This window comes from Enterobacter asburiae (assembly GCA_011754535.1).
GTDB lineage: Bacteria > Pseudomonadota > Gammaproteobacteria > Enterobacterales > Enterobacteriaceae > Enterobacter > Enterobacter cloacae_N.
This window is the reverse complement of sequence record JAAQVN010000001.1, coordinates 1,116,939-1,138,644: the sequence shown is the minus strand read 5'-3', so window position 1 is coordinate 1,138,644 and position 21,706 is coordinate 1,116,939. Positions and strand designations below refer to the sequence as shown.

22 protein-coding genes are annotated in these 21,706 nt (G+C 55.8%); 15 read left to right on the top strand and 7 right to left on the bottom strand.

The window, feature by feature from the left end:
• Position 1: 1 nt before the first annotated feature.
• The 7 genes from ampG (at position 2) to HBM95_05195 (ending at position 8,249) form a co-directional block, all read left to right on the top strand.
• Complete coding sequence (gene ampG, locus HBM95_05225) at positions 2 to 1,477, top strand: muropeptide MFS transporter AmpG (protein NIH42340.1); 1,476 nt, start codon at positions 2 to 4, stop codon at positions 1,475 to 1,477.
• Between the two features lie 477 nt (positions 1,478 to 1,954).
• Positions 1,955 to 2,902, top strand: coding sequence for a cytochrome o ubiquinol oxidase subunit II (cyoA, locus tag HBM95_05220; protein ID NIH42339.1), 948 nt, complete (start codon positions 1,955 to 1,957; stop codon positions 2,900 to 2,902).
• Between the two features lie 16 nt (positions 2,903 to 2,918).
• Complete coding sequence (gene cyoB / locus HBM95_05215) at positions 2,919 to 4,910, top strand: cytochrome o ubiquinol oxidase subunit I (GenBank protein ID NIH42338.1); 1,992 nt, start codon at positions 2,919 to 2,921, stop codon at positions 4,908 to 4,910.
• Entirely contained in the window at positions 4,900 to 5,514 is a 615-nt protein-coding gene (locus tag HBM95_05210; protein NIH42337.1) for a cytochrome o ubiquinol oxidase subunit III, read from the top strand. Before cyoB ends, HBM95_05210 begins: the two co-directional genes overlap by 11 nt.
• Positions 5,514 to 5,840 carry a cytochrome o ubiquinol oxidase subunit IV gene (locus HBM95_05205; protein NIH42336.1) on the top strand — a complete coding sequence of 109 codons (327 nt, stop codon included), beginning with the start codon at positions 5,514 to 5,516 and terminating at the stop codon, positions 5,838 to 5,840. Before HBM95_05210 ends, HBM95_05205 begins: the two co-directional genes overlap by 1 nt.
• Positions 5,841 to 5,851: 11 nt before the next feature.
• Positions 5,852 to 6,739 (top strand): protoheme IX farnesyltransferase, encoded by an 888-nt coding sequence (gene cyoE, locus HBM95_05200; protein ID NIH42335.1) that lies wholly within the window; start codon positions 5,852 to 5,854, stop codon positions 6,737 to 6,739.
• A 148-nt stretch (positions 6,740 to 6,887) separates the two neighbouring features.
• Positions 6,888 to 8,249 carry an MFS transporter gene (locus tag HBM95_05195; GenBank protein ID NIH42334.1) on the top strand — a complete coding sequence of 454 codons (1,362 nt, stop codon included), beginning with the start codon at positions 6,888 to 6,890 and terminating at the stop codon, positions 8,247 to 8,249.
• A gap of 31 nt (positions 8,250 to 8,280) precedes the next feature.
• Here HBM95_05195 and HBM95_05190 read toward each other — a convergent pair whose 3' ends face one another.
• Entirely contained in the window at positions 8,281 to 8,772 is a 492-nt protein-coding gene (locus HBM95_05190) for a YajQ family cyclic di-GMP-binding protein (GenBank protein ID NIH42333.1), read from the bottom strand.
• A gap of 121 nt (positions 8,773 to 8,893) precedes the next feature.
• On the opposite strand from HBM95_05190, the gene panE reads away from it, so the two are divergent.
• Together panE and yajL are read left to right on the top strand one after the other, a co-directional pair.
• Positions 8,894 to 9,805, top strand: coding sequence for a 2-dehydropantoate 2-reductase (gene panE / locus HBM95_05185; protein ID NIH42332.1), 912 nt, complete (start codon positions 8,894 to 8,896; stop codon positions 9,803 to 9,805).
• Entirely contained in the window at positions 9,768 to 10,358 is a 591-nt protein-coding gene (gene yajL / locus HBM95_05180) for a protein deglycase YajL (protein NIH42331.1), read from the top strand. Before panE ends, yajL begins: the two co-directional genes overlap by 38 nt.
• 67 nt (positions 10,359 to 10,425) lie before the next feature.
• Here yajL and thiI read toward each other — a convergent pair whose 3' ends face one another.
• Positions 10,426 to 11,874: a tRNA 4-thiouridine(8) synthase ThiI gene (thiI, locus tag HBM95_05175; protein ID NIH42330.1), complete on the bottom strand. Its 1,449-nt coding sequence runs from the start codon at positions 11,872 to 11,874 to the stop codon at positions 10,426 to 10,428.
• A gap of 191 nt (positions 11,875 to 12,065) precedes the next feature.
• On the opposite strand from thiI, the gene xseB reads away from it, so the two are divergent.
• From xseB to HBM95_05155, 4 genes are all read left to right on the top strand, one after another.
• On the top strand, positions 12,066 to 12,308 hold the full coding sequence (gene xseB, locus HBM95_05170) for an exodeoxyribonuclease VII small subunit (GenBank protein ID NIH42329.1): 243 nt from the start codon (positions 12,066 to 12,068) through the stop codon (positions 12,306 to 12,308).
• The gene (gene ispA, locus HBM95_05165; protein NIH42328.1) at positions 12,309 to 13,208 is read left to right on the top strand and encodes a (2E,6E)-farnesyl diphosphate synthase; all 900 of its coding nucleotides are present in this window, start codon (positions 12,309 to 12,311) and stop codon (positions 13,206 to 13,208) included.
• Positions 13,209 to 13,232: 24 nt separating this feature from the next.
• Positions 13,233 to 15,095, top strand: a complete 1,863-nt coding sequence (dxs, locus tag HBM95_05160; GenBank protein ID NIH42327.1) for a 1-deoxy-D-xylulose-5-phosphate synthase — start codon at positions 13,233 to 13,235, stop codon at positions 15,093 to 15,095.
• Between the two features lie 63 nt (positions 15,096 to 15,158).
• A complete protein-coding gene (locus HBM95_05155; protein NIH42326.1) occupies positions 15,159 to 16,133 on the top strand; it encodes an aldo/keto reductase in 975 nt (324 codons plus the stop codon).
• A gap of 73 nt (positions 16,134 to 16,206) precedes the next feature.
• Here the strand turns inward: HBM95_05155 and thiL are convergent, their stop codons facing one another.
• The 5 genes from thiL to nrdR all read right to left on the bottom strand — a co-directional run bounded on the left by thiL (position 16,207) and on the right by nrdR (position 19,812).
• Positions 16,207 to 17,178 (bottom strand): thiamine-phosphate kinase, encoded by a 972-nt coding sequence (gene thiL, locus HBM95_05150; protein ID NIH42325.1) that lies wholly within the window; start codon positions 17,176 to 17,178, stop codon positions 16,207 to 16,209.
• A gap of 77 nt (positions 17,179 to 17,255) precedes the next feature.
• Positions 17,256 to 17,675 carry a transcription antitermination factor NusB gene (gene nusB, locus HBM95_05145; protein NIH42324.1) on the bottom strand — a complete coding sequence of 140 codons (420 nt, stop codon included), beginning with the start codon at positions 17,673 to 17,675 and terminating at the stop codon, positions 17,256 to 17,258.
• Positions 17,676 to 17,696: 21 nt separating this feature from the next.
• Positions 17,697 to 18,167, bottom strand: coding sequence for a 6,7-dimethyl-8-ribityllumazine synthase (gene ribE, locus HBM95_05140; protein NIH42323.1), 471 nt, complete (start codon positions 18,165 to 18,167; stop codon positions 17,697 to 17,699).
• An 87-nt stretch (positions 18,168 to 18,254) separates the two neighbouring features.
• Positions 18,255 to 19,358: a bifunctional diaminohydroxyphosphoribosylaminopyrimidine deaminase/5-amino-6-(5-phosphoribosylamino)uracil reductase RibD gene (gene ribD, locus HBM95_05135; protein ID NIH42322.1), complete on the bottom strand. Its 1,104-nt coding sequence runs from the start codon at positions 19,356 to 19,358 to the stop codon at positions 18,255 to 18,257.
• 4 nt (positions 19,359 to 19,362) lie between these two features.
• Positions 19,363 to 19,812 (bottom strand): transcriptional regulator NrdR, encoded by a 450-nt coding sequence (gene nrdR / locus HBM95_05130; GenBank protein NIH42321.1) that lies wholly within the window; start codon positions 19,810 to 19,812, stop codon positions 19,363 to 19,365.
• Between the two features lie 153 nt (positions 19,813 to 19,965).
• Here nrdR and HBM95_05125 point away from each other — a divergent pair, with 153 nt between their 5' ends.
• Together HBM95_05125 and HBM95_05120 are read left to right on the top strand one after the other, a co-directional pair.
• Positions 19,966 to 20,505 (top strand): DUF3251 domain-containing protein, encoded by a 540-nt coding sequence (locus tag HBM95_05125; protein NIH42320.1) that lies wholly within the window; start codon positions 19,966 to 19,968, stop codon positions 20,503 to 20,505.
• A 270-nt stretch (positions 20,506 to 20,775) separates the two neighbouring features.
• A complete protein-coding gene (locus HBM95_05120; protein ID NIH42319.1) occupies positions 20,776 to 21,654 on the top strand; it encodes a nucleoside-specific channel-forming protein Tsx in 879 nt (292 codons plus the stop codon).
• Positions 21,655 to 21,706 lie beyond the last annotated feature (52 nt).

The window sequence follows — 21,706 nt, the reverse complement described above, 5'->3', positions numbered from 1 at the left end:
CATGTCCAGTCACTACTTACGCATTTTCCAGCAACCGAAATCAGCGATTCTGCTGATCCTCGGCTTTGCCTCCGGTTTACCCCTCGCGCTCACCTCCGGCACGCTTCAGGCGTGGATGACGGTCGAGAACATCGATCTCAAAACCATTGGTTTCTTCTCACTGGTCGGTCAGGCTTATGTCTTTAAGTTCCTGTGGTCGCCGGTGATGGATCGCTATACGCCGCCGTTCCTGGGACGTCGTCGCGGCTGGTTAGTGATGACGCAGGTCCTGCTGCTGCTGGCGATTGCGGCGATGGGCTTCCTTGAACCGACCACACAGCTTCGCTGGATGGCCGCGCTTGCGGTGGTGATAGCCTTCTGTTCCGCCTCCCAGGATATTGTGTTTGACGCCTGGAAGACGGACGTTTTACCCGCCGAGGAGCGCGGGGCTGGTGCGGCCATCAGCGTGCTGGGCTATCGCCTCGGGATGCTGGTCTCCGGCGGCCTGGCGCTGTGGCTGGCCGACCGTTACCTCGGCTGGCAGGGCATGTACTGGCTGATGGCCGCCCTGCTTATCCCCTGCATCATCGCGACGCTGTTCGCACCCGAACCGAGTGACGTCATTCCGGTCCCCCGGTCGCTGGAACAGGCCGTGGCCGAACCGCTGCGCGACTTCTTTGGCCGTAACAATGCCTGGCTGATCCTGCTGCTCATAGTCCTTTATAAGCTGGGTGATGCCTTTGCCATGAGCCTGACCACCACCTTCCTGATCCGCGGCGTCGGTTTTGATGCCGGGGAAGTGGGTGTGGTGAATAAAACGCTGGGGCTGTTTGCGACCATCGTCGGCGCACTTTACGGCGGCGTGCTGATGCAGCGCCTGACGCTTTTCCGCGCGCTGCTGATCTTCGGCATTCTTCAGGGGGCCTCTAACGCCGGCTACTGGCTGCTGTCGATTACCGACAAACATACGATCAGCATGGCCGCGGCAGTGTTCTTCGAAAACCTCTGCGGCGGCATGGGGACGGCGGCGTTTGTTGCCCTGCTGATGACCCTGTGCAATAAGTCATTTTCCGCCACGCAGTTCGCTCTGCTCTCGGCGCTCTCGGCCGTTGGCCGCGTGTACGTAGGCCCGATTGCCGGCTGGTTTGTGGAAGCCCATGGCTGGCCAACGTTTTATCTCTTCTCGGTCGCGGCTGCCGTGCCGGGGATTTTATTATTGCTGGTGTGTCGCCAGACGCTGGAATATACCCAGCGGACAGAACACTTTATGCCGCGCACTGAATATCATCGCGCCTACCGTTTTGCGTTACGTCTGTTAATGACGGGCTGCGCCGCGCTGGCGCTCTGGCTTGTGGTACTTATTGTTAACGCCAGTACGTCTCTGGCGCTCCCCCTCGAAGCCCTTCTGCTGGACGCCGGAGCCCTGCTGGCCATCGCCGGGATCCTGACGGGCGGTCTGCTCGATTTTATGGCATTACGTAAAACGCAGATGACCTGAAGAAAAAGCGAAAGGTTATTTCCCGTTGTAATCACTAACCGAAATTATAACGGCGAAATAGCCATCAGCCGCTAAAAAAATATTTGTTGTTTTGTGCGGGATAGGATTTGGAAATTATTGGAGCCGGTTCCAAATTGCTATTTTTCATTAAACGATTCAGCATTGGAAAGTTTGATTTTTCGTTTTTTAGATGTCTTTTTATTGATAATTAATTGTTAATTTTTTGTTTATTTTTAACAATGGTTATACCAATTGCCCCTTTTAGGGTATGCTTGGGGGTCCTTTCGTTATAAAGCCCATCTCATGCGGCTTCGGTCATAAAAACCGACATAATCTGCAACACTTGTGACACGTGCGGCAGAACCCGGTAACACCTTCCTGACACAGGCCTAATGATGTTTACAGTAATGTAACCTTCCCGTAAAATGCCCGCACACTTTAAACGCCACCAGACTCCCGTGGAATTGAGGTCGTTAAATGAGACTCAGGAAATACAATAAAAGTTTGGGATGGTTGTCATTATTCGCAGGTACTGTATTACTCAGTGGCTGCGATTCTGCACTACTAGACCCCAAAGGACAGATTGGACTGGAACAACGTTCACTGATATTGACGGCTTTTGGCCTGATGTTGATTGTGGTTATTCCTGCCATTTTGATGGCTGTTGGTTTCGCCTGGAAGTATCGTGCGAGCAATAAAGATGCGAAGTATAGCCCGAACTGGTCACACTCCAATAAAGTGGAAGCTGTGGTCTGGACGGTGCCTATTCTGATCATCCTGTTCCTTGCCGTACTGACCTGGAAAACCACTCACGCACTTGAGCCAAGCAAGCCGCTGGTTCACGATGAAAAACCTATTACCATTGAAGTGGTCTCCATGGACTGGAAATGGTTCTTCATCTATCCAGAGCAGGGCATTGCTACCGTGAATGAAATCGCCTTCCCGGCGAACACTCCGGTTCAGTTCAAAGTGACCTCCAACTCCGTAATGAACTCCTTCTTCATCCCGCGTCTGGGTAGCCAGATTTACGCGATGGCCGGTATGCAGACGAACCTGCATCTGATCGCGAATGAAGCAGGCACCTACGATGGTATCTCCGCCAGCTATAGCGGCCCGGGCTTCTCAGGTATGAAGTTCAAAGCTATTGCGACGCCGGACCGTGCCGCTTTCGACCAGTGGGTTGAAAAAGCGAAGCAGTCTCCAAACACCATGTCTGACATGGCGGCGTTCGAAAAAGTGGCTGCACCTAGCGAATACAACAAGGTGGAGTACTTCTCTAACGTGAAACCTGATTTGTTCAAAGACGTTATTGGCAAATTTATGGATCACGGCAAGAGCATGGACATGACCCAGCCAGAAGGCGAGCACAGCGCGCATGAAGGTATGGAAGGCATGGACATGAGCCACGCGGAAACCGCTCACTAAGGGGCCGAGGAAGAAAATGTTCGGAAAATTGACACTGGATGCAGTGCCCTACCATGAACCGATTATCATGGTTACGGTGGCTGCAATTATCATTGGTGGCGCGGCCTTAGTTGGCCTGATCACTTACTTCGGTAAGTGGAGCTACCTGTGGAATGAGTGGCTGACTTCGGTTGACCACAAAAAACTCGGTATCATGTACTGCATCGTCGGTATCGTCATGTTAATTCGTGGCTTTGCGGATGCGATCATGATGCGTAGCCAGCAGGCACTCGCATCTGCGGGCGAAGCCGGCTTCCTGCCGCCGCACCACTACGATCAGATCTTTACCGCTCACGGCGTTATCATGATCTTCTTCGTGGCGATGCCGCTGGTAATCGGTCTGATGAACGTCGTCGTTCCGCTGCAAATTGGTGCGCGCGACGTGGCGTTCCCGTTCCTGAACAACCTGAGCTTCTGGTTCACCGTTGTCGGCGTTATCCTGGTTAACCTGTCACTGGGTGTGGGCGAATTCGCGCAGACCGGCTGGCTGGCGTACCCGCCGCTGTCGGGAATTGAGTACAGTCCGGGTGTCGGTGTTGACTACTGGATTTGGGCGCTTCAGCTCTCCGGTGTCGGTACGACCCTGACCGGTATCAACTTCTTCGTGACCATCCTGAAGATGCGTGCTCCTGGTATGACGATGTTCAAGATGCCGGTATTTACCTGGGCATCTCTGTGCGCCAACGTACTGATTATCGCATCGTTCCCAATTCTGACCGTCACCATCGCGCTGCTGACCCTGGACCGCTATCTGGGCACCCATTTCTTCACAAATGATATGGGTGGCAACATGATGATGTACATCAACCTGATTTGGGCCTGGGGTCACCCGGAAGTGTACATCCTGGTTCTGCCTGTCTTCGGTGTGTTCTCCGAAATCGCGGCAACCTTCTCGCGTAAACGCCTGTTTGGTTACACCTCTCTGGTGTGGGCAACTGTGTGTATTACCGTTCTGTCGTTCATCGTTTGGCTGCACCACTTCTTCACCATGGGTGCGGGCGCGAACGTAAACGCCTTCTTCGGTATCACCACCATGATTATCGCCATCCCTACCGGGGTGAAGATCTTCAACTGGCTGTTCACCATGTACCAGGGCCGTATCGTGTTCCACTCAGCAATGCTGTGGACCATCGGCTTCATCGTTACCTTCTCCGTAGGTGGGATGACCGGCGTACTGCTGGCGGTACCGGGCGCTGACTTCGTTCTGCACAACAGTCTGTTCCTGATTGCGCACTTCCATAACGTTATCATCGGCGGCGTGGTCTTCGGCTGCTTCGCTGGCGTAACCTACTGGTGGCCAAAAGCGTTCGGCTTCACGCTGAACGAAAAATGGGGTAAACGCGCGTTCTGGTTCTGGATCATTGGCTTCTTCGTGGCGTTTATGCCGCTGTACGTGCTGGGCTTCATGGGTATGACCCGTCGTCTGAGCCAGCAGATCGATCCGCAGTTCCACCCAATGCTGATGGTTGCAGCGGGCGGTGCAGCGCTGATTGCATGCGGTATTCTGTGCCAGCTGATTCAGTACTACGTGTCCATCCGCGACCGTAACCTGAACCGCGACCTGACCGGTGACCCATGGGGTGGCCGTACGCTGGAGTGGGCAACCTCTTCTCCACCGCCGTTCTATAACTTTGCCGTAGTGCCGCACATTCACGAGCGTGATGCCTTCTGGGAAATGAAAGAAAAAGGTGAAGCGTACAAGCAACCTGAGCATTACGAAGAAATCCATATGCCGAAAAACAGCGCTGCGGGCATCGTGATTGCCGCTTTCGCAACGGTATTTGGTTTCGCAATGATCTGGCACATCTGGTGGATGGCGATTGTTGGCTTTGCCGGCATCGTAATCAGCTGGATTGTGAAGAGCTTTGACGAGGACGTGGACTACTACGTACCAGTCCGTGAAGTTGAAAAGCTGGAAAATCAGCATTTCGACGAGATTTCTAAAGCGGGGCTGAAAAATGGCAACTGATACTCTGGCGCACTCAACTGCCCACGCGCATGAACATGCGCACCACGATACAGGACCGACGAAAGTCTTCGGTTTCTGGATCTACCTGATGAGCGACTGCATTCTGTTCTGCTGTCTGTTCGCGACCTATGCCGTTCTGGTGAACGGCACAGCGGGCGGCCCGACCGGCAAGGACATCTTTGAACTGCCGTTCGTTCTGGTTGAAACCGCACTGCTGTTATTCAGCTCCATCACCTACGGCATGGCGGCTATCGCCATGTACAAAAACAACAAGAGCCAGGTTGTCTCCTGGCTGGCGTTGACCTGGCTGTTTGGTGCTGGCTTTATCGGGATGGAAATCTATGAATTCCATCACCTGATTATGGAAGGCTTCGGCCCGGATCGCAGTGGCTTCCTGTCCGCGTTCTTCGCGCTGGTGGGTACCCACGGTCTGCACGTGACCTCGGGTCTGATCTGGATGGCAGTACTGATGTTCCAGATCTCCCGCCGCGGCCTGACCAGCACTAACCGTACCCGTATCATGTGCCTGAGCCTGTTCTGGCACTTCCTGGACGTGGTATGGATCTGTGTGTTCTCTGTTGTCTATCTGATGGGGGCGATGTAATGAGTCATTCTAACGATCATGGCGCTTCCCACGGCAGCGTAAAAACCTACATGACAGGTTTCATCCTGTCGATCATCCTGACGGTGATCCCGTTCTGGATGGTGATGAGCGGTTCTGCGTCCAAGCCGGTTATCCTGGGAGCAATCCTGGTAACCGCGGTGATTCAGATTCTGGTGCATCTGGTTTGCTTCCTGCACATGAACACCAAGTCCGATGAAGGCTGGAATATGACCGCCTTTATCTTTACCGTGATTATCATCGCTATCCTGGTAGTCGGTTCCATCTGGATTATGTGGAACCTCAACTACAACATGATGGTTCACTAAGAGCGGCGAGTATGTTTAAGCAATACCTGCAAGTAACGAAACCAGGCATCATCTTTGGCAACCTGATCTCCGTGATCGGAGGGTTCCTGCTGGCCTCTAAAGGCAGCATTGATTACGCCCTCTTTATCTCTACGCTGGTCGGTGTGTCACTGGTTGTTGCGTCCGGTTGTGTATTTAACAACTACATCGACATGGATATCGACAAGAAGATGGAAAGGACCAAAAATCGGGTGCTGGTTAAAGGCCTGATCGCCCCTTCCGTCTCGCTGGTGTACGCCACCTTGCTGGGTATTGCTGGCTTTATGCTGCTGTGGTTTGGTGCTAACCCGCTGGCCTGCTGGCTGGGGGTGATGGGGTTCGTGGTGTATGTAGGCGTCTACAGCCTGTATATGAAACGTCACTCCGTCTACGGCACGCTGATTGGTTCTCTCTCCGGCGCTGCGCCGCCGGTGATTGGCTACTGCGCGGTCACGAACGAGTTCGACAGCGGTGCGCTGATCCTGCTGGCTATCTTTAGCCTGTGGCAGATGCCGCACTCCTATGCCATCGCGATTTTCCGCTTTAAGGATTATCAGGCAGCGAACATCCCGGTACTGCCGGTCGTGAAGGGCATTTCGGTTGCCAAGAACCACATCACGCTCTACATCATCGCTTTTGCCGTGGCAACGCTGATGCTCTCTCTGGGTGGCTACGCCGGGTATAAATATCTGGCGGTAGCGGCTGCGGTGAGCGTCTGGTGGCTCGGTATGGCCCTGCGCGGATACAAAGTGGAAGATGACAAAGTCTGGGCGCGCAAGCTGTTTGTGTTCTCTATCGTTGCTATCACTTCACTGTCCGTGATGATGTCCGTAGACTTTATGGTGCCGGATTCACATAACCTGCTGACTTACGTCTGGTAAGATTCGCAGGTGAATAAAAGGGTGCTTCGGCACCCTTTTTTATTCATCAAATCCATTAATAACGCATGTAATATTTGTTAAATAACCCTTTATTTACCCCGCCCCTTCCCCGCACTACACTATGGCCTGCTTTTGAACTGAGGTGGTAATGAACGATTATAAAATGACGCCAGGCGAGCTACGCGCGACCTGGGGCTTAGGGACTGTCTTCTCGCTACGGATGCTCGGCATGTTTATGGTCCTGCCTGTTCTGACCACGTACGGCATGGCGCTGCAGGGGGCCAGCGAGGCGCTGATTGGCCTGGCAATTGGTATTTACGGTCTTGCGCAGGCGATATTTCAAATCCCGTTTGGTCTGCTCTCCGATCGGGTGGGTCGAAAGCCGCTGATTGTCGGCGGTCTGCTTATTTTTGTTCTCGGTAGCGTCATTGCCGCCCTCTCCCACTCCATCTGGGGGATTATTCTTGGTCGCGCCCTCCAGGGCTCCGGCGCGATTGCCGCCGCCGTTATGGCACTGCTGTCAGACCTTACACGCGAACAGAACCGCACGAAGGCGATGGCGTTTATCGGCGTGAGCTTTGGCGTCACCTTCGCGATTGCGATGGTGCTCGGTCCGATTATCACCCATACGCTCGGCCTGCACGCTCTGTTCTGGATGATTGCCGTGCTGGCGACCATCGGCATTGCCTTAACTCTGTGGGTCGTGCCGGACAGTAAAAACCACGTTCTGAACCGTGAGTCAGGCATGGTCAAAGGCTGCTTCAGCAAAGTGCTCGTTGAGCCACGCCTGCTCAAGCTGAATTTCGGCATTATGTGCCTGCACATTCTGCTGATGTCGACCTTTGTCGCCCTGCCCGGCCAGCTTGCCGCAGCGGGTTTCCCGGCCGCAGAGCACTGGAAAATCTATCTGGTCACGATGCTGATATCTTTTGTCTCCGTCGTGCCATTCATTATCTATGCCGAAGTGAAGCGCAAAATGAAGCGCGTCTTCGTGGGCTGCGTTGCGCTGCTGCTGATCGCCGAGATCGTGCTCTGGGGATCCGGCCCGCACTTCTGGGAGCTGGTGGCAGGCGTACAGCTGTTCTTCCTGGCGTTTAACCTGATGGAAGCGCTGCTGCCGTCGCTTATCAGCAAGGAGTCTCCTGCAGGTTACAAAGGCACGGCGATGGGTATCTACTCCACCAGCCAGTTTCTCGGCGTGGCGATCGGCGGCTCGCTCGGTGGCTGGGTCGACGGCCTGTTTGATTCACAAACCGTGTTTCTCGCGGGCGCGCTGCTGGCGACAGTCTGGCTGCTGGTCGCCAGCACCATGAAAGAGCCGCGCTATGTGAGCAGCCTGCGGGTAGAAATCCCGGATGATGTAGAAATCAGCGATGCGCTGAAGCAGCGTCTGGAAGCAAAAGAAGGCGTGACAGAGGTGTTCATTGTCCCGGAAGAGCGGAGCGCTTACGTCAAAATAGACAGCAAGGTGACCAACCGCTTTGAGGTCGAGCAGGCGCTTAAAGCCTAAAAAAAGCCCGGTTAAACCGGGCTTTTCAGTCTTAATCGCGGAAGTTTTTAAACTGGAACGGCTGCCCCAGATCGCCGCCGCGCACCAGCGCCATCACGGACTGCAGATCGTCGCGGGATTTACCGGTCACGCGAATTTCTTCGCCCTGGATCTGCGCCTGCACCTTCAGCTTGCTGTCTTTGATGAGCTTAACGATCTTCTTCTGCACCGCGCTCTCGATACCCTGCTTGAGTTTGGCTTCCACAAACCAGTTCTTACCGCTGTGGACAAACTCTTCCGGCACGTCCAGAGATGTCCCTTCAATGCCGCGTTTTAACAGCTTGGCACGCAGAATATCGAGCAGCTGATTCACCTGGAAATCAGACTCGCTCAGCACCTTAATGGTCTTATTTGCGTCGTTCAGCTCAAACGACGCCTCAACGCCACGAAAATCGAAACGTGACTCAACTTCGCGGGTTGCGTTCTCAACGCCGTTGCGAACTTCCTGGATATCAACTTCGGAAACAATATCGAAAGATGGCATCTTTTCTTCTCCCTTCACTTTTGTTGCGTTGCATAATACCCGCTACGAGGCATAACTCAACAGAAGCTTAGCTGTATAATTAAGCTGTAACACCTGGCGCAGTTGCAGGTGAGGAGGAACAATGAAAATTACGGTGCTCGGATGCGGAGCGCTTGGTCAGCTGTGGCTGACCGCGCTGCGCAAGCACGGACATGAGGTTCAGGGTTGGCTGCGCGTGCCCCAGCCCTATTGCAGTGTCAACCTGATTGGTGAAGACGGAAGCATTTTTAACGAATCCCTCACCGCGAACGATCCTGATTTCCTGGCGCAAAGCGACCTTCTGCTGGTGACGCTCAAGGCGTGGCAGGTTTCAGACGCGGTAAAGACGCTTGCCGCGCAGCTCCCCCCCACGTCCCCCATTCTGCTACTGCATAACGGTATGGGAACCCTTGATGAGCTGAAAAGCGTCCCGCAGCCTCTGCTGATGGCGACCACCACCCACGCCGCGCGTCGCGACGGCAACATTATCGTGCATGTCGCCAGCGGCGTGACGCACATCGGCCCGGCCAGGACACAGGATGGCGACTACAGCTATCTCGCAGACGTGCTGCAGAAGGTTTTGCCGGACGTGGCATGGCATAACAACATTCGCCCTCAGCTGTGGCGTAAGCTTGCGGTAAACTGCGTGATCAACCCGCTGACGGCGCTGTGGAATTGCCCGAACGGTGAGCTGAAAAACCATCCGCAGGAGGTGGCATCCCTGTGTGCGGAAGTCGCGTCGGTAATTGAGCGAGAAGGCCTGCACACCTCAGCAGAGGATTTGCGCTGTTACGTCGAGCAGGTGATTGAGAGTACGGCTGAGAACATCTCCTCAATGCTGCAGGACGTTCGGGCATTACGCCACACGGAAATCGACTACATCACGGGATATCTGCTAAAGCGCGCCCGCGCGCACGGCATAGCCGTGCCGGAAAACGCCCGTCTGTATGACCTGGTTAAACGTAAGGAGAGTGAATATGAGCGCGTCAGCACTGATCTGCCTCGCCCCTGGTAGCGAAGAGATGGAAGCGGTCACCACCATTGATTTAATGGTACGTGGCGGCATTAAGGTCACCACCGCCAGCGTTGCCAGCGACGGCAGCCTGGCGATCACCTGTTCCCGAGGGGTGAAAATTCTGGCAGATGCACCGCTTGTTCAGGTTGCGGATGGCGATTACGACATCATCGTGCTGCCCGGCGGCTTAAAAGGCGCGGAATGTTTTCGCGACAGCCCGCTGCTGGTCGAGACCGTGCGTCAGTTTCATCTATCCGGCCGCATTGTCGCGGCAATCTGCGCTGCCGCAGGAACGGTGCTTATTCCGCACGACATTTTCCCCATCGGCAACATGACCGGCTTCCCGGGGCTGAAGGACACCATCCCGGAAGAGCATTGGGTGGATAAACGCGTCGTCTGGGACCCGCGCGTCAACCTGCTGACCAGCCAGGGGCCCGGCACCGCGATTGATTTTGGCTTAAAGATTATTGACCTGCTGGTCGGACGCGAGAAGGCCTACGAAGTGGCGTCATCGCTGGTGATGCCGGCGGGAATTTATAATTATTACGAATAGGTGTTCTCCCTCTCCCTGTGGGAGAGGGTCGGGGTGAGGGCAACAGGCCGCACTCCCCGACAAAACACTACGGGCGATACACCTTCACATTCGCAAAGCCCTGCTCGCGCAGATAAAGCGCCTGCAGGCGGCTCATCACCCCACGCTCACACCACAGCAGATACGTTTTGCTCTGATCGAGGTCGCCAAATTTGGTGCTCAGCTTGTAGAACGGCAGAGAAACCACCTCCACGCCTTCCACCTGCAGCGGCTTGTCATCCTGCTCGTCAATGGAGCGGATATCCAGAATCGCATCGTTAGCGCCGAAACCGCTCACGGTTTCAACTTCAACCACTTCCTGCTCGGTCTGCTGGGCAATCTCGCGGATATCAATGTTGGACGCTTCCGCCACCACTTTTTCCAGAATGCTGAAGTCGAAATTCTCTTCTTCCGCTTCGATCTTCGCCTTCACCGCTTTCACCGTCGGGCTTTTTGAGATCACGCCGCAGTATTCCGGCATGGTACGGGCAAAATCTTCGGTGCCGATTTCGCGCGCCAGGTCGATGATGTGCTCTTTATCGTGGGAGATCAGCGGACGCAGGATCAGCGTATCAGAGACGTTGTCGATCAGACGCAGGTTGGTCAGCGTCTGGCTGGAGACCTGGCCCAGCGCTTCGCCGGTGACCAGCGCCTGCACGCCGTAGCGTTCCGCCACTTTGGACGCCGCACGCACCATCATGCGCTTCAGCACCACGCCCATCTGGCCGTCGTCCACTTTCTCAAGGATTTCACCGACCACAGGTTCGAAGTTGATCGCCACAAAACGCACGCGGTGGGAGCTGCCGAAGCGGTTCCACAGGTAATGCGCCACCTGACGAACGCCAATTTCGTGTGCCGCGCCGCCCAGGTTGAAGAAGCAGTAATGCACGCGGCAGCCGCGACGCATCAGCATATAGCTGGAGACGCCGGAGTCGAAGCCGCCGGAGATCAGGGACAATACGTCTTCCTGGGTGCCAATCGGGAAGCCGCCGATACCTTCATAGCGCCCTTTCACCAGTAGCAGGCGATCGTTTTCGATCTCCAGGTTCACGGTCACGTCCGGGTTGGTCAGACGTACGCGCGCCGTTTCAACGTGCTGGTTCAAACCGCCGCCGACGTAACGTTCCACTTCAATGGAGCTGAATTCGTGCTTGCCGCGACGCTTCACGCGCACGCAGAAGGTTTTGCCTTCGATCTGATCGCGGTACTGGACCAGCGCTTTCTCGAAGATGTCGTGCATATCGCTGAACGGAACGTCTTCCACTTCCAGGATATGGTGGATCCCCGGAATACGGGTCAGCGCATCGCGAATATCCTGACGTTTGTTTTCGTCTTTGGCGCGCACTTCAACGTGGTCCCAGTGGCGCACCACGGCGAGGGTTTCGTCGTAGTGCTTTAATACGTTACGAATGTTCCCGGTGAGAATTTTAATAAAGCGCAAACGCACAGATTGGCTTTTGATGGTGATTTCAGGGAACAATTTAATGATAAACTTCATGGCGGCAATGTTTCTTAGGCAAGCGTATTAAGGCTTGTAATGGAAAAGAGTACAGCAGCCCACACCCGTGGCTGCATCCAGGCGCGCAAGTATACCACCATCGCGCCGCTCCTGTGCACATTGCGCGTTATTTGATAATTGCCCTGAGTCCGTTACCATGTCGGGGCTGAGAATATAAGAGTCAATTCACTATGCCGAAGAAGAACGACGCACCGGCCAGTTTCGAAACTGCGCTGAGTGAACTGGAGCAAATTGTTACCCGTCTTGAGAGCGGCGATCTCCCGCTGGAAGAAGCGCTCAACGAATTCGAGCGCGGCGTGCAGCTGGCGCGCCAGGGGCAGGTCAAACTGCAGCAGGCCGAGCAGCGCGTGCAGATCCTGCTCTCCGACAGCGAAGAGGCGAAAACCACGCCTTTCACACCGGACGCCGAGTAAATGGATTTTGCCAACGAGCTTCAGGCGCGCGTCGTGCGCGCCAACGACGCCCTGCGCCGATTTATTGCGCCACAGCCTTTTCAGAACACTCCACTGGTTGAAGCCATGCACTATGGCGCACTCTTGGGTGGAAAGCGCCTGCGCCCGTTTCTGGTGTACGCCACCGGCAATATGTTTGGTATCAGCGATAACACGCTGGACGCCCCGGCAGCCGCCGTTGAGTGCATCCACGCCTACTCGCTGATTCACGACGATCTTCCGGCGATGGATGACGACGATTTGCGTCGGGGTCAGCCAACCTGCCACATTAAGTTTGGCGAGGCGAATGCCATTCTGGCGGGTGATGCCCTGCAAACGCTGGCGTTCTCCATTCTGAGCGACGCGCCGATGGCGGAAGTGAGCGACCGCGACCGCCTGGCGATGATCTCCGAACTGGCTATGGCCAGCGGTGTGGCCGGCATGTGCGGCGGTCAGGCGCTGGATCTTGAAGCGGAAGGACGTCAGGTTAATCTGGAACAGCTGGAGCGTATTCACCGCCATAAGACGGGCGCGCTTATTCGTTCCGCCGTTCGCCTGGGCGCGCTGAGCGCGGGTGAGCAAGGGCGCAAAGCCCTGCCGATTCTGGACAGATACGCAGAAAGTATCGGTCTGGCATTCCAGGTTCAGGATGACATTCTGGATGTGGTGGGCGATACTGCAACATTGGGTAAACGTCAGGGTGCCGACCAGCAGCTTGGCAAAAGTACCTACCCCGCCCTGCTGGGACTTGAGCAAGCCCAACGTAAAGCCCGGGATCTGATTGACGATGCCCGCCGGTCGCTGAATGAGCTGGCCGCGCAATCGCTGGATACCTCGGCACTGGAAGCGCTAGCGGACTATATAATCCAGCGTAATAAATAAACTATATATCTCGATGAGCCTTTGATGAGTTTTGATATTGCCAAATACCCGACACTGGCGTTAGTTGACTCCACCCAGGAGTTACGTCTGTTGCCGAAAGAGAGCCTGCCGAAGCTGTGCGACGAGCTGCGTCGCTACCTGCTCGACAGCGTAAGCCGCTCCAGCGGCCATTTCGCCTCCGGGCTTGGCACGGTAGAGCTGACCGTGGCGCTGCACTACGTCTATAACACGCCGTTCGATCAGCTTATCTGGGACGTGGGCCACCAGGCCTATCCGCACAAAATTCTGACCGGACGTCGCGATAAAATTGGCACTATTCGCCAGAAAGGCGGCCTGCACCCCTTCCCGTGGCGCGGAGAGAGCGAGTATGACGTACTGAGCGTCGGCCACTCCTCGACCTCCATTTCTGCGGGCATCGGTATTGCCGTTGCCGCCGAAAAAGAGAACAAGCAGCGCCGCACCGTCTGCGTGATTGGCGACGGTGCCATTACCGCCGGTATGGCCTTCGAGGCCATGAACCACGCAGGCGACATCAAGCCGGACATGCTGGTTATCCTTAACGATAACGAAATGTCGATCTCCGAAAACGTCGGCGCGCTGAACAACCATCTTGCGCAACTGCTTTCAGGCAAGCTCTACTCCTCGCTGCGCGAAGGCGGCAAAAAAGTTTTCTCCGGCGTACCGCCGATTAAAGAGCTGCTCAAGCGTACCGAAGAACACATCAAAGGTATGGTCGTACCGGGCACCCTGTTTGAAGAGCTTGGCTTTAACTATATTGGCCCGGTTGACGGCCATGACGTGCTGGGTCTGGTGACCACGCTCAAGAACATGCGCGACCTGAAAGGCCCGCAGTTCCTGCACATCATGACCAAAAAAGGGCGTGGCTACGAGCCGGCGGAAAAAGATCCGATCACCTTCCACGCGGTGCCGAAATTCGATCCGTCCAGCGGCTGTCTGCCAAAAAGCAGCGGCGGCATGCCGAGCTATTCCAAAATTTTCGGCGACTGGCTGTGCGAAACAGCAGCGAAAGACAACAAGCTGATGGCGATCACTCCGGCCATGCGTGAAGGCTCCGGCATGGTGGAGTTCTCCAGAAAATACCCTGACCAGTATTTCGACGTTGCTATTGCCGAGCAGCATGCGGTGACGTTTGCAGCTGGCCTGGCGATTGGCGGCTACAAGCCGGTTGTCGCTATCTATTCCACCTTCCTGCAGCGCGCCTACGATCAGGTTATCCACGACGTGGCCATCCAGAAGCTGCCGGTGCTGTTTGCTATCGACCGCGCGGGCATCGTCGGTGCCGACGGCCAGACGCACCAGGGCGCGTTCGATCTCTCCTTCCTGCGCTGTATCCCAGATATGGTTGTCATGACGCCAAGCGACGAGAACGAATGTCGTCAGATGCTGTTTACCGGCTACCACTATCAGGATGGCCCAAGCGCGGTTCGTTACCCGCGCGGCAATGCAGTGGGCGTCGAGCTGCTGCCGCTGGAAAAACTGCCGATCGGTAAAGGTCTGGTGAAGCGTCGCGGTGAGAAAGTGGCGATCCTGAACTTCGGCACGCTGATGCCGGAGGCGGCGAAAGCGGCTGAAACGCTGAACGCCACCCTGGTGGACATGCGCTTTGTGAAGCCGCTGGATGAGTCCCTGATCCTGAATATGGCTGAGACGCACGACGTGCTGGTCACGCTGGAAGAAAACGCCATTATGGGCGGCGCGGGCAGCGGCGTGAATGAGGTGCTGATGGCAAACCGTAAGGCCGTTCCTGTGCTGAATCTCGGTCTGCCGGACTACTTCATTCCGCAAGGTACCCAGGACGAAGCGCGCGCGGCGATTGGCCTGGACGCTGCCGGTATCGAAGCCAAAATCCGCAGCTGGCTGGCATAACCCCTCCCCCTTTTCTGCTCCTGCTATGCTTAAACCTCATGTTTAAAACAGCAGGAGCGGACCGTGCAATACACAACATTAGGAAAAACCGACCTTAGCGTTTCCCGGCTTTGCCTGGGCTGCATGACCTTTGGCGAGCCGGATCGGGGAAATCACGCCTGGACGCTGCCGGAAGAAAGCAGCCGCCCGATAATCAAACACGCCATCGAGGGCGGCATTAACTTCTTTGACACCGCCAACAGCTACTCCGACGGCAGCAGCGAGGAGATTGTCGGCCGCGCCCTGCGCGATTTTGCCCGCCGGGATGACATCGTCGTTGCCACCAAGGTCTACTATCCAGTGGGCGACCTGGCTGAGGGCTTGTCTCGCGCGCAGATCCTGCGCTCCATTGATGACAGCCTCAGACGCCTGAACATGGAGTACGTCGACCTGCTGCAAATTCACCGCTGGGATTACAACACGCCGATCGAGGAGACGCTTGAGGCGCTCAACGACGTGGTGAAAGCTGGTAAGGCACGCTATATCGGCGCGTCGTCTATGCACGCGTCGCAGTTTGCTCAGGCGCTGGATCTCCAGGCGAAGCATGGATGGGCGCGCTTTGTCACCATGCAGGATCACTACAACCTGATCTACCGGGAAGAAGAACGCGAGATGCTGCCGCTGTGCCATCAGGAAGGCGTGGCGGTGATCCCGTGGAGCCCGCTGGCGCGCGGTCGATTAACCCGCCCGTGGGGAGAGACCACGGCTCGTCTGGTATCGGATGAAGTGGGAAAAAATCTTTATTCCGGTACCGAAGCCAGCGATGCGTTGATTGCCGAACGGTTAGCCGGAATTGCCGATGATACCGGCGCCACCCGCGCGCAGGTGGCGCTGGCTTGGCTGTTGGGCAAGCGCGGGGTTGCGGCACCGATTATCGGCACATCGCGGGAAGAACAGCTGGATGAGCTGCTGAATGCGGTTGATATCACGCTTACGCCGGAGCAGGTTGCCGAGCTGGAAACGCCGTATCAGCAGCATCCGGTGGTGGGGTTTAAATAAGCCCTCACCCTAACCCTCTAATCCGTAGGCCGGGTAAGGCGTAGCCGCCACCCGGCAATACAAAGGCACAAACTCACGCGAAGTGATCGTACCCTTTCCAGTCCAGCGTAACGGGCGCACCGTCTTTCACAAACTTCAGCCCTTCACTCTCTGGCATGATCTGACCGATACAGGTAAATTTCGCGCCGAGATGCGCTAACGCCACGTCCAGCGTTCCACGGTTCAGCTCAGGAACGGTGAAGCACAGCTCGTAATCCTCGCCGCCGGATAGCGCCCAGCGCAGCGCCTGCTCAGGCTCTACATGGCGAAGCAGTTGCTCAGACAGCGGGAAAAGATCCAGGTCAACGCGCGCGCCCACGCCGCTGGCCTTCAGGATATGCCCGAGGTCCGAGATCAGCCCGTCAGAGAGATCGATAGCCGAGCTGGCCCGCTCGCGCAGTGCCTGACCGTGCAGAATGCGCGGCGTTGGGCGAAGGTGGCGTTTCACCAGATATGCCGCATCGTCAGCGTCCTTCACGGTTAAGCGATCCTGAAGGATCGCCAGCCCTGCCGCGCTGTCTCCCGGCGTACCGGTCACATAGATCCAGTCGCCCGGTTTAGCGCCCGAGCGCTTCAGCGCGCGACCGAGCGGCACATAGCCGTGGATCGCCAGCGTCATAGACAGCGGCCCGGCAGTCGTATCGCCGCCAATCAGTTGCATATCGTAGTAGTTCAACTGCTCAAACAGCGCGTCGCTAAAGGCTTCCAGCCAGGCTTCATCCACCTCTGGTAGCGTCAGAGCCAGCGTCAGCCACGCGGGATCGGCTCCCATCGCCGCCAGATCGCTGACGTTCACCGCCAGGGCTTTATACGCCAGATCGGCAGGATCGATATCGGGCAAGAAATGACGTCCGCACACCAGGGTGTCGGTGCTGATTGCCAGCGTCTGCTTTTCAGGAATATTGAGAAGTGCACAGTCATCGCCAATGCCGGTTTCAACATCAAGACGAGAGGTTCTGACACGGTCGAAATAACGGGCAATCAGGGAGAATTCGCCGCATGCCATACGTTATGCCTCAGCAAATAAAAGAAAAAACCGGAGCCGCACTGCCCGTCAGGCAATGCAGGACTCCGGTTTGCGGATCACTTTTTGTGGGGACGGATCGCAGGTGCTGCTTTATCAAGTACGCCGTTAACAAACTTGTGGCTGTCTTCAGCGCCGAAGGTTTTCGCCAGTTCGATCGCTTCGTTGATGGCCACTTTGTACGGGACATCATCACGTTTAGACAGCTCAAACAGCGCGATACGCAACACTGCTTTTTCCACCTGGCCCAGCTCTTCGAGCAGACGGGACAGGTATGGCTTCATCAGGCCATCGAGATACGCGCTATTAGTCGCCACTCCCGACAGCAGTTCACGGAAGTACAGAACGTCAACGTCTTTCACGTCCTGTTCTGACAGGAACTGGTATTCAACATCAGCGATGTCGTTCTGGGACAACTGCCAGGAGTAAAGTGCCTGGACGGCACATTCACGGGCGCGGCGACGAGCAGCAGGTTTCACGGAATTCCCCTTACAAAAAAATCAGGCCTTGATGGCTTTCAATACATTGATCATTTCAAGCGCGGTCAGTGCAGCTTCTGCACCTTTGTTACCGGCTTTGGTGCCAGCACGTTCGATGGCTTGTTCAATACTTTCGGTGGTCAGCACGCCGAACGCCACAGGAATTTCAGCATCCTGCGCAACGTGTGCCAGACCGTTGCTTGCACCGCCCGCAACGTATTCGAAGTGCGCAGTGCCGCCACGAATAACAGTACCCAGCGCAATCACCGCGTCGTATTTACCGGTTTTCGCCAGCGCGCCCGCCGCCAGTGGCAGTTCATAAGCGCCTGGAACCCAAACAACGGTAATGTTGTCATCTTTAACCTGGCCGATACGTTTCAGGGCGTCAATCGCACCTTCCAGCAGGCTGTCGTTGATGAAGTTGTTGAAACGCGCAATGGTGATGGCGACGCGAGCGTCCGGGGTAGCTACAGCAGCTTCAATAATGTTCATACTCTTCCTTTACGGGTTCATTTGGCCCCGCAGGGGGGCGGATTTTATCATAATACTTTGCGCACTGCTTCCCTATTTCGGGAGCAATTACGCTGTCGTTAAATGGAGGCAGACATCCGGACCCACCGGACGAATCTCGCTGAATGTGAGTTGCGGTGCGTCGGCCAGTTTTTCAAGGCCGGGCAGCACAAACAGGCCGCGCGCGTCGTGACCTAACAGTTTAGGTGCAACGTAGACGAGCAGTTCATCCACCAGCCCCGCCTGAAGCAGCGCGCCAGCGAGCGTCGGGCCAGCTTCGACCCAGATGCTGTTCACCTGCTGCTTGCCGAGCAGCATCATCAGCACCACCAGATCCAGATGCCCGTTATGCTCCGGCACCATAATGCTGCGCACGCCTTCCGGCCAGTCGCGCGTATCTTCCCTCGTGCGCGCAATCCAGGTTTCACCCGGCTGCTGGACGATGCGGTGCTGCGGCGTTACGCGGTTCTGGCTATCAATAACAATACGCAGCGGCTGACGCAGGTTCTCCTGCGGATAAAGCGCCTGGGTATCGGCATTCAGTTCATCCCAGCGCACGGTCATGGCCGGATCGTCAGCCAGGACCGTTTCACTGCTGGTGAGGATAGCATGGCTTTGCGCGCGCAGACGTTGCACATCGCGCCTTGCCTGTGGCGAAGTTATCCACTGGCTTTCGCCGTTTGCCATCGCCGTACGGCCGTCCAGCGAGGCGCCCAGCTTGAGCTGAATATACGGGAACCCTGTGCGCATGCGCTTCAGGAAGCCTTTGTTGAGGGCTTCGGCGTCCTGCATCATCAGTCCATGGCTGACGTCAATCCCTTCCTGCTGCAGGCGATACAGGCCGCGTCCGGCCACCTGCGGATTCGGGTCCTGCATCGATGCGACCACGCGTGAAACGCCCGCAGCAATCAGCGCTTCACAGCACGGCGGCGTACGCCCGTGATGGCTGCAGGGCTCCAGCGTCACATAGGCGGTGGCGCCGCGCGCCTTCTCGCCGGCCATGCGCAGCGCATGAACCTCCGCATGCGGCTCACCTGCGCGATAGTGAAACCCCTCCCCCACGATCTCGCCATCTTTCACGATAACGCACCCGACGTTCGGGTTGGGATGGGTGGTAAAACGACCGCGCTGCGCCAGCTTCATGGCGCGCGCCATGTACATCTCATCCTGCATGAGCTTAATCCTGTAAGCGGGCGATCTCTTCGCCGAACTCTTTGATGTCTTCGAAGCTGCGGTAGACCGAAGCGAAGCGGATATAGGCGACCTTATCGAGCTTTTTCAACTGCTCCATCACCAGGTTGCCGATCATTTTGCTCGGCACTTCACGCTCGCCAAGGCCACGCAGGTAAGATTTAATGTGGTTTAGCGCCATTTCGACGTCATCCGCGCTGACGGGCCGTTTTTCGAGGGCCTTCAGCATTCCGCTGCGCAGTTTCTCTTCATTAAACGGCTCGCGCACGTCGTTACTTTTTACCACGCGCGGCATTACCAGCTCTGCAACCTCAAAGGTCGTGAAACGCTCGTTGCACACCAGACACTGCCGACGACGGCGCACTGAAGACCCTTCGCCCACAAGACGAGAGTCGATGACTTTGGTATCCACAGCGGAGCAGAATGGGCAATGCATACGGTATCCCTGTTATCTGGTTAACTGATTTTCATTTTACCCTGATCTGGCCTGACAACAAAGGAAGAGCTTTTTTGAGACAAAGGATCTATGTCTGGCGACGCGTTGCTGGCTACCATTATGGGGATCCGTTATTTCAAGGAAATAAACGCTATGACAAGACGTTACCTGAGAATTTTACTGGTGGGGAGCCTCTTCACCCTCAGTGCCTGTGCACAGCAAACCGAAGTTCGTCAGATGAAACAAAGCGTGAATACGCTCAACACGGCGATGGACAAACTGAACAAAGAAACGGTGAAGATCACCCAGCAAAACGCGCTGAACGCCAAATCCAGCAGCGGGGTGTACCTGCTGCCAGGGGCAAACACGCCTGCTCTGCTCAACAGCCAGATTGGCACGCTGAAAATGTCGCTGGTTAACGTGGCGGCGAATGCGGATGGTACGCGCGCAACATTGCGTATTCATGGAGAGTCCAACGATCCGCTGCCAGCCTTTAGCGGTACCGTCGAATGGGGACAGATCCAGGGCACCACGGAGAATTACCAGGAGGTGAATGTGAAGAATCAGCTGTTCACCGCTCCGGCCAGCGTGTTAGCGCCCAGCGATGTGGATATTCCGCTTCAGTTAAGCGGCCTTACGCCTGAGCAGTTAGGCTTTATCCGCATTCACGATATCCAACCCGCCGCGCAGTAATCCCCTCCTTTTGAGCGGAGTGAAATGTCACTCCGCTAACATTTACATTTCGTATGGATTGGCAACAGAAATGATTGCCGCTACAATCCCGGCCGTTTAAAGTACGCAAACGTGAACGCAATCGATTACGCGTGTGAGAGATATGTGAAACAACACATATTTTTGTGAGCAGGGATTCCTATAATAGGCACCGCAGAAACACGAAATATTTAGAAACGCAATTCGCGCAATTTTCACTCCCGGAAGGGAATTTCAATCAGTGGCATGATTATGAAAAAAACATTACTCGCAGCCGGTGCAGTTCTGGCACTTTCCTCCTCTTTCACTGTTAACGCAGCGGAAAACGAGAAACCACAATACCTCTCCGACTGGTGGCACCAGAGCGTTAACGTGGTAGGCAGCTACCACACCCGTTTCGGACCACAGATCCGCAACGATACCTACCTGGAGTACGAAGCATTCGCCAAGAAAGACTGGTTTGATTTCTATGGCTATATGGATGCACCGGTCTTCTTTGGTGGTAACTCTCAGGCTAAAGGTATCTGGAACCACGGTTCCCCACTGTTCATGGAGATCGAACCGCGCTTCTCCATCGACAAGCTGACCGGCACCAATCTAAGCTTCGGTCCGTTTAAAGAGTGGTACTTCGCGAACAACTATATCTACGACATGGGCCGCAACGAGTCCGGTCGTCAGAGCACCTGGTATATGGGTCTGGGTACCGACATCGACACGGGCCTGCCAATGAGCCTGTCCCTGAACGTATACGCGAAATATCAGTGGCAGAACTACGGTGCTGAAAACCAGAACGAGTGGGATGGCTACCGTTTCAAAGTGAAATACTTTGTTCCAATTACCCAACTCTGGGGCGGTAACCTGAGCTACATCGGCTTCACCAACTTCGACTGGGGTTCAGATCTGGGCGATAAGAGCGGTTACGCAGAGAACGGTATTAAGCAGCGTACCAATGACTCCATCGCCTCCAGTCACATCCTGGCGCTGAACTACGATCACTGGCACTACTCTGTTGTGGCACGTTACTGGCACAACGGCGGCCAGTGGAACGACGACGCTAAACTGGTATGGATGAACGAACACGTCCGTTCTACCGGCTGGGGTGGTTACCTGGTCGTAGGTTACAACTTCTAATCAGTGCGGGACCGTGCGGGCTGATGCCCTCACCCTGCCCCTCTCCCACAGG

Bases quoted from the DNA above. Each gene is read 5' to 3' on its own strand.
- ampG (NIH42340.1), top strand. From the start codon at position 2: ATGTCCAGTCACTACTTACGCATTTTCCAGCAACCGAAATCAGCGATT.
- cyoA (NIH42339.1), top strand. From the start codon at position 1,955: ATGAGACTCAGGAAATACAATAAAAGTTTGGGATGGTTGTCATTATTC.
- cyoB (NIH42338.1), top strand. From the start codon at position 2,919: ATGTTCGGAAAATTGACACTGGATGCAGTGCCCTACCATGAACCGATT.
- HBM95_05210 (NIH42337.1), top strand. From the start codon at position 4,900: ATGGCAACTGATACTCTGGCGCACTCAACTGCCCACGCGCATGAACAT.
- HBM95_05205 (NIH42336.1), top strand. From the start codon at position 5,514: ATGAGTCATTCTAACGATCATGGCGCTTCCCACGGCAGCGTAAAAACC.
- cyoE (NIH42335.1), top strand. From the start codon at position 5,852: ATGTTTAAGCAATACCTGCAAGTAACGAAACCAGGCATCATCTTTGGC.
- HBM95_05195 (NIH42334.1), top strand. From the start codon at position 6,888: ATGAACGATTATAAAATGACGCCAGGCGAGCTACGCGCGACCTGGGGC.
- HBM95_05190 (NIH42333.1), bottom strand. From the start codon at position 8,772: ATGCCATCTTTCGATATTGTTTCCGAAGTTGATATCCAGGAAGTTCGC.
- panE (NIH42332.1), top strand. From the start codon at position 8,894: ATGAAAATTACGGTGCTCGGATGCGGAGCGCTTGGTCAGCTGTGGCTG.
- yajL (NIH42331.1), top strand. From the start codon at position 9,768: ATGAGCGCGTCAGCACTGATCTGCCTCGCCCCTGGTAGCGAAGAGATG.
- thiI (NIH42330.1), bottom strand. From the start codon at position 11,874: ATGAAGTTTATCATTAAATTGTTCCCTGAAATCACCATCAAAAGCCAA.
- xseB (NIH42329.1), top strand. From the start codon at position 12,066: ATGCCGAAGAAGAACGACGCACCGGCCAGTTTCGAAACTGCGCTGAGT.
- ispA (NIH42328.1), top strand. From the start codon at position 12,309: ATGGATTTTGCCAACGAGCTTCAGGCGCGCGTCGTGCGCGCCAACGAC.
- dxs (NIH42327.1), top strand. From the start codon at position 13,233: ATGAGTTTTGATATTGCCAAATACCCGACACTGGCGTTAGTTGACTCC.
- thiL (NIH42325.1), bottom strand. From the start codon at position 17,178: ATGGCATGCGGCGAATTCTCCCTGATTGCCCGTTATTTCGACCGTGTC.
- ribE (NIH42323.1), bottom strand. From the start codon at position 18,167: ATGAACATTATTGAAGCTGCTGTAGCTACCCCGGACGCTCGCGTCGCC.
- ribD (NIH42322.1), bottom strand. From the start codon at position 19,358: ATGCAGGATGAGATGTACATGGCGCGCGCCATGAAGCTGGCGCAGCGC.
- nrdR (NIH42321.1), bottom strand. From the start codon at position 19,812: ATGCATTGCCCATTCTGCTCCGCTGTGGATACCAAAGTCATCGACTCT.
- HBM95_05125 (NIH42320.1), top strand. From the start codon at position 19,966: ATGACAAGACGTTACCTGAGAATTTTACTGGTGGGGAGCCTCTTCACC.
- HBM95_05120 (NIH42319.1), top strand. From the start codon at position 20,776: ATGAAAAAAACATTACTCGCAGCCGGTGCAGTTCTGGCACTTTCCTCC.